The 15,388-nt window shown below is 60.0% G+C and carries 13 protein-coding genes; 12 read left to right on the top strand and 1 reads right to left on the bottom strand.

The genetic code is table 11. The annotated features are described in order from the left end of the window. Positions 1-453 precede the first annotated feature (453 nt). The 11 genes from Q352_RS0110260 to Q352_RS0110310 all read left to right on the top strand — a co-directional run bounded on the left by Q352_RS0110260 (position 454) and on the right by Q352_RS0110310 (position 13,739). The gene (locus Q352_RS0110260) at positions 454-1,983 is read left to right on the top strand and encodes a DUF4214 domain-containing protein (protein WP_028499268.1); all 1,530 of its coding nucleotides are present in this window, start codon (positions 454-456) and stop codon (positions 1,981-1,983) included. A gap of 264 nt (positions 1,984-2,247) precedes the next feature. Then, a protein-coding gene (locus Q352_RS0110270) for an IS3 family transposase (RefSeq protein ID WP_156952523.1) occupies positions 2,248-3,365 on the top strand; the annotation gives its coding sequence in 2 pieces (ribosomal slippage) (positions 2,248-2,509 and positions 2,509-3,365; 1,119 coding nt in all). Between the two features lie 71 nt (positions 3,366-3,436). Continuing rightward, positions 3,437-4,927 carry an MBOAT family O-acyltransferase gene (locus Q352_RS0110275; protein WP_028499271.1) on the top strand — a complete coding sequence of 497 codons (1,491 nt, stop codon included), beginning with the start codon at positions 3,437-3,439 and terminating at the stop codon, positions 4,925-4,927. After that, a complete protein-coding gene (locus Q352_RS20620; RefSeq protein WP_146745108.1) occupies positions 4,879-5,937 on the top strand; it encodes a hypothetical protein in 1,059 nt (352 codons plus the stop codon). Before Q352_RS0110275 ends, Q352_RS20620 begins: the two co-directional genes overlap by 49 nt. A gap of 176 nt (positions 5,938-6,113) precedes the next feature. Beyond that, the gene (locus tag Q352_RS0110285; RefSeq protein ID WP_146745107.1) at positions 6,114-7,436 is read left to right on the top strand and encodes a DUF4214 domain-containing protein; all 1,323 of its coding nucleotides are present in this window, start codon (positions 6,114-6,116) and stop codon (positions 7,434-7,436) included. 233 nt (positions 7,437-7,669) lie between these two features. Continuing rightward, positions 7,670-8,461 (top strand): Crp/Fnr family transcriptional regulator, encoded by a 792-nt coding sequence (locus Q352_RS0110290; RefSeq protein WP_084300057.1) that lies wholly within the window; start codon positions 7,670-7,672, stop codon positions 8,459-8,461. 141 nt (positions 8,462-8,602) lie between these two features. Further along, positions 8,603-10,327, top strand: a complete 1,725-nt coding sequence (locus tag Q352_RS0110295) for a type I secretion system permease/ATPase (protein WP_276324990.1) — start codon at positions 8,603-8,605, stop codon at positions 10,325-10,327. 11 nt (positions 10,328-10,338) lie between these two features. Then, entirely contained in the window at positions 10,339-11,703 is a 1,365-nt protein-coding gene (locus Q352_RS0110300; RefSeq protein ID WP_211249617.1) for an HlyD family type I secretion periplasmic adaptor subunit, read from the top strand. 2 nt (positions 11,704-11,705) lie between these two features. Further along, positions 11,706-13,043, top strand: coding sequence for a TolC family outer membrane protein (locus Q352_RS0110305; RefSeq protein ID WP_036385996.1), 1,338 nt, complete (start codon positions 11,706-11,708; stop codon positions 13,041-13,043). 88 nt (positions 13,044-13,131) lie between these two features. Then, entirely contained in the window at positions 13,132-13,350 is a 219-nt protein-coding gene (locus Q352_RS23380; RefSeq protein ID WP_146745105.1) for a hypothetical protein, read from the top strand. A 143-nt stretch (positions 13,351-13,493) separates the two neighbouring features. Further along, the gene (locus Q352_RS0110310) at positions 13,494-13,739 is read left to right on the top strand and encodes a hypothetical protein (RefSeq protein WP_028499277.1); all 246 of its coding nucleotides are present in this window, start codon (positions 13,494-13,496) and stop codon (positions 13,737-13,739) included. A 3-nt stretch (positions 13,740-13,742) separates the two neighbouring features. On the opposite strand, the gene Q352_RS0110315 is transcribed toward Q352_RS0110310, so the two are convergent. After that, positions 13,743-14,066 (bottom strand): YfiM family lipoprotein, encoded by a 324-nt coding sequence (locus tag Q352_RS0110315; RefSeq protein ID WP_028499278.1) that lies wholly within the window; start codon positions 14,064-14,066, stop codon positions 13,743-13,745. A gap of 162 nt (positions 14,067-14,228) precedes the next feature. Between Q352_RS0110315 and Q352_RS0110320 the strand changes: the two genes are divergently transcribed. Beyond that, positions 14,229-15,341, top strand: a complete 1,113-nt coding sequence (locus Q352_RS0110320) for a glycosyltransferase family 4 protein (RefSeq protein ID WP_028499279.1) — start codon at positions 14,229-14,231, stop codon at positions 15,339-15,341. Positions 15,342-15,388 lie beyond the last annotated feature (47 nt).

The raw sequence follows: 15,388 nt of genomic DNA on the forward strand, positions 1-15,388 counted from the left end.
GTCATACTCGCCGCAGCAACAACGATGGACAGATTTGTCAGTATGGCAAACCCGTTCGTAGAATTGTCCCCGCAAGTGTCTCTACAACACCGCTTGGTTTCACACCCTTGTCCGGCAGACCTTGTAGAAGGCCTGTCACTGCCGAGCCAGCCACCCGGCGCCGGCCGCCAAGGACGAGAGTGATTGCAACAGGGTGGTCTGCTGCGGAAATCCGGCGGCGACACGATTGCACCGAACTATCTAGATAGGAGCTTCACAATGGCAGCAACTGCTACCCAAATTCATTAACTCTACGTTGCTTACTTCAACCGTGCCGCTGACCCGGCTGGTCTGGCTTACTGGACCAGCACCGGTGCTTCTGCCGAAGCCATCGCCGCTGCTTTCGGTAGCAGCAAGCAAGTCGAAACTGCTGCCAACTTCAAACTGATCAATGACCCGACGCTGGTCAATTCGGTGACCGGCCGCAGCGAGTTCATCGACCAGGTTTACAACAACCTGTTCGGCCACAAGCCGGATGCCGCTGGCAAGGATTACTGGGATGCCCAACTGGCCCAGGGCAAAGTGTCGGTTTCGCAGTTCATCGTTGCCGTGATCAATGGTGCGCAAGGTGACGATGCTGCCATTGTCGCCAACAAGGCTGCCGTGTCGGCTTCCTTTGTCGAGCAAGCCACTGCTGCCGGTATCGTACTGTCGGGCGCAACCTACGCCGATGGCTCCCCGGTGTTCGCCGCATCGCTGAAGGGCGTTCTGGCTGGCGTGACCGAAAATGCTGCGACTGTGCAAATCGGCCAAGCCCAAGCTGCCCAAGCAGTGGCTGCCGGCACCACTACCGGCCTTGTCGATGTCGATGTCCTGATGGTCGCAAACAAAACCGTTTCGCTGAATGGCACCGCAGGCAATGATGTGTTCTCGGCTGATGGCCTGACCAACATGGCTTCTGATGCCAAGATTGATGCAGGTGCTGGCGTCGACACGCTGATTCTGAAGGCTGCTACTAGCCATGCAACCCAGTTCTACAACTTCGAAAGTGTGAAACTGGCTGCTGATACTGCTGCCGCTAATTTTGATGCTACGGCTTTCACCAACTCCAAGATCGCTTCGGTTACGGTGGACAAGGCGCTGGGCACCAATGCAATTGCAATTACCGGCAACAACGGCCTGGTTGTTAACACGGAGAAGGATGCTACTACGATCACTAGCCTGACCCTGAAGGCTGCCAACGCTACCGTAAATGATGTGCTCGGTGACAATGCACTGGTGAACACCATCGGTGGCAATGTGACCATTAACAGTGGCGCGACTGTCAACAAATTCTCCAACCTGATTGTCAACAACAAGGATGCTGATGCTACCTACCATTTCAACGGTTTTGATACCGTGAGCCTGGCCGGTAGCAAGGCTGCTGCAGTGACGCTGGATGCCAACACCAAGGTGTTTGCTGCCGGTTCCTACGCTGGCGACATCACGGTTGGCAGCGGTGCCGCGACGACCTCGCTGGTGACCGGTTCGGGTAATGACAAGATCCAAGTTGCTGGTGGCAGCAGCAACATTGCGGTTGATGCCGGTAATGGTAACGACCTGATCACAGTGACGACGCTGGTTGCCAATACCGGCTCGATCAAACTGAGCGGTGGGGCTGGTGCTGATGCGTTCTCCTTTATTGCCGGCTCGGCTGGCAGCCACGTGACGATCGCCGACTTTGCTGTTGGTGACTCGCTGATCGTCGCCGATGCTACTGCCGGTATTGCCAAGGCTGCTGCTTTCGCAACGGCTCCGGCTGATTTTGCTGCTGCACTGCTGACGGTTCAAACTGATGTTAATGCCGCAGGTGCCAACCATGCACAGTGGTTCCAGTTTGGTGGCGATACCTACGTTGTGGGTAGCGGTGCGGTTAATACCGCTGGCCCGGCTGGGCTTGCTGATGACTTGGTCATCAAGCTGGCCGGTACGGTTGACCTGACCAACGCCATCCACGCTGCCTAACTGGGCAAGTGGCGAGCTGTCACCTTATTGTCAGACCGCCGTCGTAACGCTTACGCGTTAATGCAACACCCCCCGGCTTGCCGGGGGGTGTTGCCATTTCGGTCAGCATATCGGCCGTATGAATTCAATAGTGGTAATCCCCCCCATTTTTAGCGGTCGCCAGAAGCAGAGGCTGAGCCAGGATGGACCTCCTCCCGAAAAACCGTAGCGGTGAAAAGTAGAGATTTCTGGCAAATTTGAGCCCATCCGGGCAGGAGATTTGTCATGAAAAAATCGAAGTTCACGGAAGAGCAGATTGCCTTCGCGCTGCGCCAGGCGGAGTCGGGCACCACGGTCGCGGGGGTCTGCCGCAAGATGGGCATCTCCGAGGCCACCTTCTACAACTGGAAGAAGAAGTACGGTGGCCTCGGCGTCAGCGAGCTGCGCCGCTTGAAGCAGCTGGAAGAAGAGAACGCCCGACTCAAGCGCATGGTGACCGACCTGAGCCTGGACAAGCAGATGCTGCAGGAAGTCATCCAGAAAAAGCTGTGAAGCCGGCTCGCAAACGCGAGTTGGCCAACTTCCTGATCGACGCGTACCGCGTCAGCATTCGCCGTGCCACCGCTGTCGTTCAACTGTGGCAAGGCACTTGTTTTTATTGCCCTCACCCTCGTGACGATCGCGCGGAAGGGCAGAGGATCCGCGAGATTGCCGCTACGCGCATTCGCTATGGCGCGCGCCGCATCCATGTCCTGCTGCGGCGTGAGGGCTTGCTGATCAATCACAAGAAGACCTACCGGATCTACTGCGAGGAAGGTCTGAACCTGCGGCGCAAACGCCCCAGACGACGCGTGGCCGCTGCGCATCGCCAGGCGCGCCCGGTCGTCTCCAACGTGAATGCGTGCTGGAGCATGGATTTCGTCGCCGATCAACTGTTCAACGGCCAAAAGATCCGGGCGTTAACTGTAGTGGATAATTTTAGCCGGGAAAGCCTGGCGGTCACGGTGGATTTCGCCCTGAAAACCGCGGACGTAGTGGCGACGATGCTGCATGTGCAAGCCTTGCGCGGTACGCCACAGCGGATTCAGGTCGACAGCGGCAGTGAATTCATTTCGGTGGCGTTGGATCAATGGGCGTACGAACAAGGCATCACGCTGGGCTTCTCGCGGCCCGGGAAACCCACGGATAATGCCTTCATCGAGTCGTTCAACGGCAGTCTGCGTGATGGGTGCCTGAACGTGCATTGGTTTCTGTCGCTGGCTGATGCGCGTGACAAAATCGAGCGTTGGCGGCAGGATTGCAACGAATTCAGGCCGCACAGTTCACCGGGCGACCGGACTCCCAGCGAGTTCCGGCTAGCCCATCTTGAAGCCGGAAATCTCCAGCTTAGACCGCTCGGTTAGTCGGGAGGAGGTCAGCATACGGATACAAGACCCGGTAGAATCCCGTTTCCCTATCGCCGTTGCCTTTCCGCATGCTGTTTAGTTCGTTCACGTTCATCTTCGGGTTTCTACCGCTAGCCTGGCTGGCCTGGCGCTGGCTGGCTGGACGAAATCTGACATGGGCACTTGGCTGGCTGGTGCTGGCTTCCCTGGTTTTCTACAGCTGGTGGGATCCGCGTTACCTGCCGCTACTGCTGGGCTCGGTGGCCATCAATTTCCTGCTCGGGGGCCGGATTCTGTCCGTGCGGCGAATGGGGCGGGATGCCGCAGCTGCACGCTGGATGGCGGTCGGGATCACCTTCAATCTGCTTGCGCTCGGCTATTTCAAATACGCGCACTTCCTGAGCATTACACTATCCGGTGTAATCGGGCAAAACTGGACGCTGCCCGCTCACGTGTTGCCGCTGGCAATTTCTTTCGTCACCTTTCAGAAGATCGCCTATCTCGTCGATTGCAGGCGCGGACTCGTCCATCAGCACCGGCTGCGCGATTACCTGTTTTTTGTGACCTTTTTCCCTCAGTTGATCGCGGGACCTATCGTTCATCATCAGCCGTTGATCGCGCAGCTCTCACCGGGCAATCCGCTGTTGCATGATCATCGGATCTGGCAATCGGGGCTGGGCCTGTTTGCCATCGGGCTGTTCAAAAAGGTCGTGCTGGCTGACAGCCTTGGCCACTATGCCGGCCCGGTCTTTGCCGCAGCGGCAGCGGGTCCCGTGTCCGGGGAGGCAGCATGGAGCGGGATGCTTGCCTACACACTGCAACTGTATTTCGATTTTTCCGGCTACTCCGACATGGCCATCGGGTTGGGGCTGCTGTTCGGCTTTCGTCTGCCGCTCAATTTTCAGTCGCCGTATCGCGCCGACTCAATTATTGAATTCTGGCGTAGATGGCATATGACTTTGTCATCCTTTCTTCGTGATTACGTGTATATCCCGCTGGGCGGCGGAAGGGCAGGGTCTGCAAGGCGCTATCGCAATTTGTTGTTGACCATGCTGCTCGGCGGAGTCTGGCACGGAGCTGGCTGGACCTTTGTGCTGTGGGGGGTGATGCATGGCGTGCTGCTGTTGCTCAACCATGCATGGCGCGCAGTGAGCGTCCACCTGCCGCGTCCTGCCTCTCCCAGGGGGGGCACGGCAGCCCGGATGCTGGGGGTCGGCATGACATTCTTGCTGGTGGCGCTGGCCTGGGTGTTGTTCCGGGCGCCGGATCTGGCGACCGCATGGCATTTATACCTGTCCCTGCTGCAAACCTGGCTTCCCGTTTTCCCTGAGGGTGATGTGGTTGAGGCCATGCTCGCGTTGTCGCCTTCCGCTGTCTGGCTGTGGCTGCTGGCCGGGCTGCTCGTTGTCTGGGGGCTGCCGAATGCTGCCCGCTTCATGCGCTACGACCCCGTACCGAATGCGTCTGTAACGCACATGCCGGGCCTGGCGGTGGGGCTTGTCTGCGGTGTGTTGCTGTGGTGTGCGCTGAAATGGCTGCTGACGGCGCCAACGGGCGATTTCCTGTATTTCAATTTCTGACGGGCGGAGAAAAAGTGCGCTTCTGGGCCGGGTTGGCGATGGCGATGGCAGGGCTTTCGCTTGGGTGGTATGTGCTGTTTGCCGGTCAACTGGGCCGGCAGACACCGTCATCCCGCTGGGTGGCCGAGGTGCGGGCGATCAAGCTGGCCCGTGCCGAGTCACTAGCTGGTCAACGCAAACTGGTGCTGGTATCGGGCTCGAATGCGCTATTCGGGCTGGATTCGGGCCGGCTCGAGCGTGCCTGGGGGCTGCCTGTCGTCAATGGTGCGGTTAATGCCGGCCTGCTGTTGCCTTACGTGCTTGAGTCATCCAAGGCACTGATCGGCCCCGGGGATGTGGTGTTGATGCCTCTGGAGTATCCGATGTTTGGCAATGCGGAAGCGTTGAACAGTATCGTTATCGATTATGTGCTGGCTCGTGATCCCGCTTACTGGTCGGGACTGCCGTGGCGGGAGCGCCTGCGCTTTCTGGCTGACGTGGAGCCGCTGCGCCTCTGGAAGGGCTGGCGCAATCCGCCCGACCGTTCTGTCGGGCAAGGAGTGTATGGCGGCCACCATGTAGACGTGCGCGGTGATCAGACTCATTCAGCGGCGGCCGACCGGACGGATCAGGAGCGGGCAGAACTGGCTGCCACGCGTCCATGGCGATACGGGCGCGACAACCCGCCTGACCCCACGGCCTGGCGCCGCCTGGTGGCTTATCGGAACTGGCTGCAGCAGCGGGGCGCCTGCCTGATCCTGTTGCCGCCGACATTGCTGTTCGATGTTTCCTACCGGACCGATCCTGTCGAGCACCGGTTCTACGCATCTCTGCCGGTGCAGGCGAGGGCGCAGGGTCTGGTTTACGTCGGCAATCCGTATGACTTCATGTACCCACGCGACTGGTATTTCAATACGGATTACCACCTGACAGCGGAAGGGCGGGCCCGTCATACCGGGCGCGTCATTTCGCTGCTGGGGCCGGACCTGGGCCGCTGGTGCGGTTGGCAGGGGACCACTGCACGGCCTTGAGGCGGAGTGCTGTCCGAACAATTGACGTCGGTATTTTTCTGTCTCAATTAATATTCATTAGTTGGATATAATTTGCAGCGTCTTGGGGGTGTCCATATCGCCCTGCCGCGGCAGGCAGGCAGGGCTGCGGTGCGCCGCGTAATGGGTGGCCCCGCAATCTCCTGGAGAAGTGTGTTGTGACCGATATACCCCAGCTTTCCCCCAGCTCTCCGCTCAACATGATCTGCCTGGTGCGGTCGCGTTATGCTGATGGTTCGACCTACTTCGGCACGGGGGTATTCGTCGGTCCCAATGATGTGCTGACCGCATCGCACATGGTGTACGCGCCCGAACTCGGCGCTGCTGTCGAGGTGACGGCTTATGCCGGATATGGCTACTCCGATGAAGGCACGCCGTACAAGGTCAGTAACTTCAACTATTACCGGGTCGGAGAGGGCGACGGCATGATCGCTTACTCCGATGTGCACAGCGATGTGGCCTTGCTGACGACTTCCGGCAAGACCGGATCGTGGTTCGGCATGTCCAATCAGTACGACAGCTACAGCTCCGCGTTGTCGGTGAAACAGTCCGGTTACGACAGCGTACTGGCCAGCATGTACTGGGACCACTATGTCCAGGGGTTGAGTTCCGGCTGGGTGACCAGGCTGTCCGACAGCGTGTGGGATACCAGCCTGCTGAGCATCCATTCCGGCGACAGTGGCTCGCCGGTCTGGATCGACTCTGCCAGTGGTCCCCTGGTGATCGGTGTGGTGTCGACGCAGGACTGGGCTGCCGCGCTGGATACTGCCATGCTCAACACGCTGCGGGGCTGGATTGCAGCCAATGACACGGGGGGCGCCTCGGGAAGCTATGCCGGCACAGCGGCAGCGGACTTCATTTTCGAAGCTGCGCTGCCCGTCGTGACGAGCTCCGGGGAGAAGCCCGGCTGGCTGTATTGCGCAGTGGATGGCGGTGGCGGCATCGATTCCCTGATAGCCGACGGCGCCAGTAATGGTTACTCCCTGTCCCGTGTGGCACCAGATGGCGCGACCTTGTACAACAACGGAGAGCAGATATTTTATTCGCTGGCGTCGGTGGAGCGGGTCAGCTTTACAGATTCACGTGCCCTGGCGCTGGACGATACGGCAACGGATCTGTTTCGGCTGTATCAGGCTGCATTTGATCGTGGACCGGACGAAGCCGGGGTGGGCTACTGGTTGCAGCAGCGGGACCATGGCCTGAGTGCCGGTGATGTGGCGAACAGCTTCGTGGCAAGTGGTGAGTTCCAGACCATGTACGGGGCAGCGGCTGATAATGCCACATTCCTGAACCTGGTTTATGCGCATGTTCTGGGTCGTGCACCGGACCAGGCGGGTATGGACTGGTGGATTAACGAGATGAGCAGTCATCCACTGACGCAGCCACAGGTCTTGCTGAGTTTTGCCGATAGCGCGGAGAATATTTCCCTGACCGCCTCGCAGACTGCAGGCGGGGTCTGGTATGTGCCGTTTTCTGCCTGATTGCTGACGCGCGCGAAAAGCTGCCAATCTCTTCCCCTCGTGAATGCCCCCCCGGATGCCACCCGGCATCGGGGGGGCTTTGTCTGTGCCGGTCCGGCTGTTGCCGCAATGTGCATATGCGTGTGGTGACAAAAGCATAATCAGGAATATGGGATTCCCGAACAACGCATAATTTAAGTGTGCAGGGGGGCAATCTCCGATAAAATGTGACGAATATCACATTTTCAGATTTGATGATCATCGAGAAGGGGGCGAAAACCCATGCTGTCAGCGGAGTGCACATGCCGGGAGGCGTGAGCAAGTGCGGAGATTTGTGCGCCGGCCCGTCCATGCTGCAACAGGTGCCGCTGTTTGCCGTGCTGTCGGACGTTGAGCTGGAGCGCCTGCTGAAGTGGGTGGCGATACGTGCCTTCTCCAAAGGCGAGGTCATTGTTGGCCAGGCCCCAGTCCGTGACGAGTTGTACTTTTTGCTGCACGGGCAGTTGCAGGTGCTTGGCCGGCTTGAGGACGGACGCGATTTCAGCCTCGGCACCGTGGTGCCCGGAGGCTTTTTTGGCGAGCTTGGCGTGATTGATGCACTGCCGCCATCCGTGGCGGTGGTGGCGCTGAAGCCATCGCGAGTTGGCGTGTTGCCGGGCGAGCAGGCGCGCGAGTTGTTCTGCCAGGTGCCGGCTGTGGCCGAGCTGATGCTCCGGCACCTGACCCGGATGCTGCGGCAGTCGAATGCGTTCCGCGTTTTGCTTGGCATGCCCAATGCCCCGCAGCGGGTTTACGGTTTTCTGTGCATGCTGCGCCAGCCACAGGCTGGCGGCGTTCAGGTTATCGAGACCATGCCGAGTCAGCAGGATGTCGCCAACATGATCAATACCAGCCGGGAATCGGTGTCGCGGACGCTCAGTGACCTGCTCCGGCGCGGCGTGCTGGAGAAGGGGGGCGGCAAGTACATTGTGCGTCAGCCTGATGTGCTTGAGGCACTGGCTCATGGCATGCCGGTGCGAGCGCTTCGGGTGGAAATGGCAGCATGACCTGACCGCTCTCCGGACACCTTCATACCTTTCGTGCTTTTCCTTTTCGGCATGTGTTCCTGTCATGCAGTCCGGCTCCGACCTGTTGTCGGGTGACCGGATTTTCTGTCTAACCGAGTTCCAAACATGATGAAATCGTTGTTGTCAAAGCGCACTGAACTGGGTGCGGTGCTTTACGACTTTCGCCGGACTTTCTATGCGCTGGGCGCGTTCAGCTTCGTCATCAACCTGCTGATGCTGATGCCGTCGATCTACATGCTGCAGGTGTACGACCGGGTGCTGGCCAGCCAGAACGAAACCACGCTGCTGATGCTGACACTGATGACGCTGGGGTTGTTCGCGCTGATGGAGGCACTTGAATACACACGTTCAGCGGTGCTGATCCGCGTTGGCAATCAGTTGGATATGCGGCTCAATAACCGGGTATTCACTGCTGCATTCGAGAAGAACCTGCGCCGCGCCGGCGGCAACCCTGGGCAGACTATCCATGACCTGACCAGCGTGCGCCAGTTCCTGACCGGCAATGGCCTGTTCGCCTTCTTCGATGCGCCGTGGACACCGATTTATCTGGCTGTGTGCTTCATGTTCCACCCGATGCTGGGCCTGATCGTGCTGTTTGGCGCCGTGGTGCTGTTTTGCCTCGCCTGGGTGACCGAGGTCGCCACGCGCAAGCCGCTGGCCGAGGCCAATCAGGCATCGATTGCCTCTGGTGCTTTCGCCAACAACAATCTGCGCAATGCCGAGGTGATCGAAGCGATGGGCATGCTGCCTGCAATCCGAGGCAAATGGTTCGTCCATCACAGCCGCATCCTCGCGATGCAGACGCTGGCTTCGGACCGGGCGGCCAAGATCAACACCATCACCAAATTCATCCGTATTTCGCTGCAATCACTGATCCTGGGCGCCGGTGCACTGCTGGTGATCGAAGGCAAGCTGACCCCGGGGATGATGATTGCCTGCTCGATCCTGATGGGGCGCGCGCTGCAGCCGGTCGAACTGGCCATTGGTACCTGGAAGCAACTGATCGGTGCCCGTGCCGCCTATGCGCGGCTGGACGAGCTGTTGACCGAGCACCCGCCACGCGGCAGCTCGATGAGCCTGCCGGTGCCGCAAGGGCAGGTGGTGGTGGAAAATGTGATTGCCGCGCCTCCGGGCGCCCAGGCACCGGTTCTGCGCGGGTTGGGTTTTGCGATGAATCCGGGAGACGTGGTCGGTATTGTCGGCCCGTCGGCTTCCGGCAAGTCGACGCTGGCCCGTCTGCTGGTGGGCGTCTGGCCGGCCCAGTCAGGCAAGGTCCGGCTCGACGGCGCCGACATTTTTCTGTGGAACAAGGACGAATTGGGGCCTCACATCGGCTACCTGCCGCAGGATATCGAACTGTTCGAGGGCACGATTGCCGAGAATATCGCGCGTTTTGGCGAAATCGACAGCGGTATGGTCATTGCTGCGGCACAACTGGCCGGTGTGCACGACATGATCCTGCGTTTTCCGCAGGGTTACGATACCCGGCTCGGTGCTGACGGCAGCCTGCTGTCAGGCGGGCAGAAGCAGCGTATCGGTCTGGCCCGCGCCCTGTATGGCGAGCCGGCCCTGATCGTGCTCGACGAACCGAACTCCAATCTTGACGACATGGGCGAGGCCGCGCTTGTTCGGGCCGTTCTAGGCATGAAGCAGCGCGGCAAGACCGTGGTGCTGATTACTCACCGCACCAGCATCATCAACGCTGTCGACAAGCTGATGGTACTGCGCGACGGCACGATGCAGATGTACGGGCCACGCGACCAGGTGCTGCAGGCTCTGATGCAGGCCCAGCAGCCGGCCGTGCCTGCTCCGCAGCAGGCCCCCGTTTCCACTGATGTCGCTTGAACGAAACGACCATGAAAAGTCTGAAGAAAAAATTTGAAATCATGGATGCCGAGGCGACCCGCCCGGCATCCGAGGGTGAAGCGTCGCCCGTGGATATCAACTCTCATCGTGCAGTGCGTTGGGGGCTGGGTGTGCTGATCCTGGGCTTTGGAGGCTTTATGTTATGGGCCATGCTGGCACCGCTCGATGCCGGGGTGACCTCACCGGGGTCGGTCAAGGTCGCCAGTAACCGCAAGACCATCCAGCATCTGACCGGTGGCACGGTGGATGCGATTCTGGTGCGCGAAGGCCAGGCGGTGAAAAAAAACCAGGTATTGGTCAAGCTGAACCCGACCCAGTCTGGCTCACAGCTGGGTATGGCCGAGGCGCAGTTCATTTCAGCCAAGGCGGTGGAAAGTCGTCTGGTGGCCGAGCGTGATGGCAAGACCAATCTGGAACCGATACCGGAGCTGAAAAGTTTTGGGGACGACCTGCGGGTGAAGGAAGCGATCGCGCTGCAGACCCGCCTGTTCACGACTCGACGTTCGTCGCTGGACAGCGAAATCCGCATTCTGGAAGAAAACCTGGCTGCTGCGCTTGAGCAACTGCATGGGCAGGAACAGGTCCGGAAGTCCCGCCAGCAGCAACTGGGTTTTCTGAACGAGGAACTGAAGGGCGTGCGCGAGATGGCCCGGGAAGGCTATGTGCCGCGCAACCGCATGCTGGGCCTGGAGCGCGATGCGCTGCAGATCAACGGCTCGCTGGCGGAGGATCTGGCCAATATCGGTCGCACCCATAACCAGATTGCTGAGCTCAAGCTCCGCATTCTCCAGCGCCGGCAGGAGTATCAAAAAGAAGTTCAGTCGTTGCTGACTGACGTGCAGAAGGATGCCAATGCCCAGGCTGATCGCCTGAGTGCACTGCGCTACGAATTCGAAAATACGCAGATCAAGTCGCCTATTGACGGCATCGTGGTCGGGCTGAATGTGCATACCGTTGGCGGGGTTATCCAGCCGGGCTTCCACATCATGGATGTGGTGCCGCGCAATGAGCCGATGGTGGTCGAGGCACAGGTGGCGCCGCAACTGATCGACAAGGTGCATCCGGGGCTGCCGGTCGAACTGTCGTTCCCGGCCTTCAGCCATGCCAAGACACCGAATGTTCCGGGTGTGGTCGACACGGTGTCCGCTGACCGCCTGGTCGATGAACGTACCAATATGCCGTATTACCTGGTGCAGGTAAAAGTGACCGACAAGGGACTGGTCATGCTTGGCCAGAACCAGATCCGTCCGGGGATGCCGGCGTCGGTGGTAGTCAAAACGGGCGAACGCACAATGCTCAACTACCTGATCAAACCTTTGCTGGATCGCGTCGATGGCGCGTTCAAGGAGCAATGACGGTGAAACGGACTTTCATTGCCACCTTTGTGGCGCTAGCCTGCGCCGCACCGGCCGTCCAGGCGATCGGCCTGTTTGACGCCTACCACGCTGCGCGCGAGAGCGATCCGACCTGGCGTGCTGCGTTGAAGGAAAACGAGGCTGGACAGGAAAACCGCAACCTCGGACGCGCCGGCCTGCTGCCGCAGATCAGCGCCAGCGGCTACAAGTACAAGGTGACCGGGGATCGCAAGCAGCCCTACCTGGGCCGGACGTTTACCGAGGATCTTGACTATACGAGCAAGAGCGCCAGCGTGCAGCTTAGCCAGCCACTATTCAATATGCAGCGCCTGGCCGAGTACCGGCAGGGTAATGCGCGCGCTGAATACAGCGATGCGGTGCTGGACCAGAAACTGCAGGATCTGGCTGTGCGCCTGTCAGGCGCTTACATGGACGTCTTGCTGGCGCGCGACTCGATCGACCTGGCCGAGGCCAAGCTCAAGGCCATCAGCGAACAGCTGGCGGCGGCCAAGCGCATGTACGAACTCGGAGACGGAACGGTAACGGACGTGGACGAAGCGACTGCGCGGCGCGATATCGCCGACGCCCAGCGCATTGAGGCCGAGGACCGGCTGCAGGTCTCGCTGAAGACGCTGCAGGAACTGATTGGCGAAACGCCGCGCTCGCTGGCAGTACTCAGCGGCGATGCATTCGTGCTGCCGACGATGCAGGATTCGGCTGCCATGTGGACCGAACGCGCACTGGCCAACAACCCGGAAATCCGTGCCCAGCGCAAGGCGGTCGAAATATCTGACCGTGAAATTGATCGCAGCAAGGCCGGGCACTATCCGACTGTGGATCTGGTTGGTTCGTTCTCCAAGGCCGACAGTGATTCGGTGACGACGGTCAACCAGCGGACGACCAGCAGAAGCATCGGTGTACAGGTCAATATTCCACTGTTCTCTGGTGGCTATACATCGGCACTGACCCGCCAGGCGGCCGCCAATCGGGACAAGGCGAAAGAGGATCTGGAGGCGGCGATCAGCAAGATCCGCACCGAGGTGGTTCGCCAGTATACGGGCACTACCACTGGCGCCAGCAAGGTGCGGGCGCTGGATCTGGCGGTCAAGTCCAGTGAGCGCTCGCTGAAATCCACGCTGATGGGATTCAAGGCCGGTTTGCGCACCAATGCCGACATCCTCAATGCGCAGGAGCAACTTTATCAGTCGCGCCGCGACCTGGCCGAGGCCAAGTACATCTACCTGATCAGCCGCGTGCGTCTGAAAGCGGCAGCTGGCGAGCTCAGCGAGGCGGATATCATCGAGGTTGACCGCTATTTCAGTGCGGAAGCAGCGTTCTGAGACAAGAGAAGGCATGCCCGCCATGGCGCGATCACGTGTTGTGGCGGGAGGCTGTGGTAATTGAGCGATTCACGCTCATGCGAATGGCGTGAGCTTGATGCTGTTCATGGTCTCCTTGCCTTTCGTGACAGTATTGCCCTTGAAGGTGACCGCAGCTGTGCGGCTGATCGTGCAGTGGGATGCAGGCATGGCTGGCTGTAGCGATGCCGTTGTCGCCGTTCACTGTCCCGTGGCCTGCGCTGCCATGCAGGACATCGATCGATATGTGCGTATTAAATATTGGCCGCGTGACAATTCATGCCATTAGGGTTTTCAAGTGTGTGGCTGCTTGCTGAAGAGCGTGTTCTTCATGTCGGTATCGGGTGTGCACGTGGTGGATAGTTGCAACACGATGGTGAGGCCGGCGTATGATAGCCTGTTACGCTGCTCCGACCTTTCAGAGACTCGCCCATGCCTTCGATTTCCACTGATGATGCCAGGGAGCTGACTGGGGCCTTCGACGCCCTGCCGGTATCGGCGCTGCCGTTGAGCCCCGCCCCCGAGCCGCTGGAACTGCTGTTCGGCGCGCCGGAGCCCACCACGCAGGCCGTTTCCGCTCCGCTGCCCACCTACAACAGCCTCGATGCCTCCGAAGCAGTAGTCCAGTTGATTGGCGGCGGAGATTTCTCCGACGTGCTCTGGCGCTGCCTGCTGTAACGGCTATACCAGAATCAGCGGCAGGGCGGCCATTATGCCGATGGCGTTGGCTGCCATGTCGTACCAGCAAAATCCGCTGCCATAACGCTCGTCCCAGATTTCCTTGACCAGACCAAGCAGGAACGTCGCCGGCAGGCCAATGGCCGGCGTGGCTACTGACGACAGCACCAATGCCAGTCCCATGCTACAGAAAAAGTGCTGCTGCTTGTCGGTTTCGCGGATGCGCGCACGCAGCTGCGCGCGCGGCAGAGCCCGCCACGCGGCCAGCGCTGGTTCGGGCAGGTGGTGCGCCAACCACTGGCGACATTGGGCGGTACTGCGGTTCATCGGTTTCCAGCATAGGGCCGGTTCCCCGGCGTAAGGCAAGTATATGGGGGCGTCCTCGTCATTTGCCAGCGCCGGTACTGGCGGTGGTGGATGGTATCGTGATGGCCGGTCCCGATCTTTCTGGCGGGGGCGATGTGCTTTTCCACCATTGCGAGACGCCATTTGAGAATTCTTCACTTCTTCAAAACCTATTACCCCGACAGTTTTGGCGGGGTCGAACAGGTCATCTATCAGCTTGCCGAAGGAGGGCGCGAATTCGGCCTTGACGCCGAGGTGCTGTCCCTGAGTCCGCGCGGCGCGGCGCGCGACGAGCGTGTGGCTGGGCATGTTGTGCATCGCGCGAGGCTCGATTGCTATGTTGCCTCGACCGGCTTCTCCGCCGCGGTGTTCGGCCGGTTTGCCGAACTCGCACGTCAGGCCGATGTCGTTCACTACCATTTCCCGTGGCCGTTCATGGACGTCGTTCACTTCGCCACGCGGATGAAGAAACCGAGCGTCGTCACCTACCACTCGGACATCGTCAAGCAGAAGACCTTGCTGCACCTGTATCGACCGTTGATGAACCGCTTCCTGTCCAGTGTGGACCGGATCGTTGCCACCTCGCCGAATTACCTGGTCACCAGCCCGGTGCTCCAGCGCTTTGCCGACCGGGTGACAGTGATTCCTCTCGGGGTCGACGAGGGTAGTCAGCCGGTGCCAGATCCGGCCCGGCTGGCCGGATGGCGACAACGGCTGGGCGAAAAGTTCTTCCTGTTCGTTGGTGCCATCCGTTACTACAAGGGTCTGCACATCCTGCTTGACGCGCTGGCAGGCTGCGATTATCCGGTTGCGATTGTCGGGGGCGGACCAATGGAGACCGAACTCCGCGCGCAGGCGCAGCGCCTGGGGCTGCACAACGTGCATTTCCTCGGACCGCTGCCGGATGAAGACAAGGCCGCGTTGCTGGTGCTCTGCCTCGGTGTGGTGTTCCCGTCACACCTGCGTTCCGAGGCGTTCGGCGTGACGCTGATCGAAGGCGCCATGCACGGCAAGCCTCTTGTGTCCTGTGAGATCGGTACCGGCACCAGCTATATCAATCTGGATGGGGAGACTGGCCTGGTAGTTCCACCAGGCAATGTACAAGCCCTGCGCCAGGCGCTGGACCGCCTGTGGCATGAACCGGCGCTGGCGGCCGCGATGGGCGCGCGCGCACGGCAACGCTATCTCGGGCATTTCACTGCGCGGCATATGGTCGAGCGGTACGCTGCGCTGTATCGCGATGTCTCAGGCAAATAATCCGCCTCAGCATTGTCTCTATTTGCGACTGTTTCTCATTCATTGAA

Source organism: Microvirgula aerodenitrificans DSM 15089, assembly GCF_000620105.1.
GTDB lineage: Bacteria > Pseudomonadota > Gammaproteobacteria > Burkholderiales > Aquaspirillaceae > Microvirgula > Microvirgula aerodenitrificans.

Bases quoted from the DNA above. Each gene is read 5' to 3' on its own strand.
- Q352_RS0110310 (WP_028499277.1), top strand. From the start codon at position 13,494: ATGCCTTCGATTTCCACTGATGATGCCAGGGAGCTGACTGGGGCCTTC.
- Q352_RS0110300 (WP_211249617.1), top strand. From the start codon at position 10,339: ATGAAAAGTCTGAAGAAAAAATTTGAAATCATGGATGCCGAGGCGACC.
- Q352_RS0110290 (WP_084300057.1), top strand. From the start codon at position 7,670: ATGATCATCGAGAAGGGGGCGAAAACCCATGCTGTCAGCGGAGTGCAC.
- Q352_RS0110275 (WP_028499271.1), top strand. From the start codon at position 3,437: ATGCTGTTTAGTTCGTTCACGTTCATCTTCGGGTTTCTACCGCTAGCC.
- Q352_RS0110315 (WP_028499278.1), bottom strand. From the start codon at position 14,066: ATGAACCGCAGTACCGCCCAATGTCGCCAGTGGTTGGCGCACCACCTG.
- Q352_RS20620 (WP_146745108.1), top strand. From the start codon at position 4,879: ATGGCTGCTGACGGCGCCAACGGGCGATTTCCTGTATTTCAATTTCTG.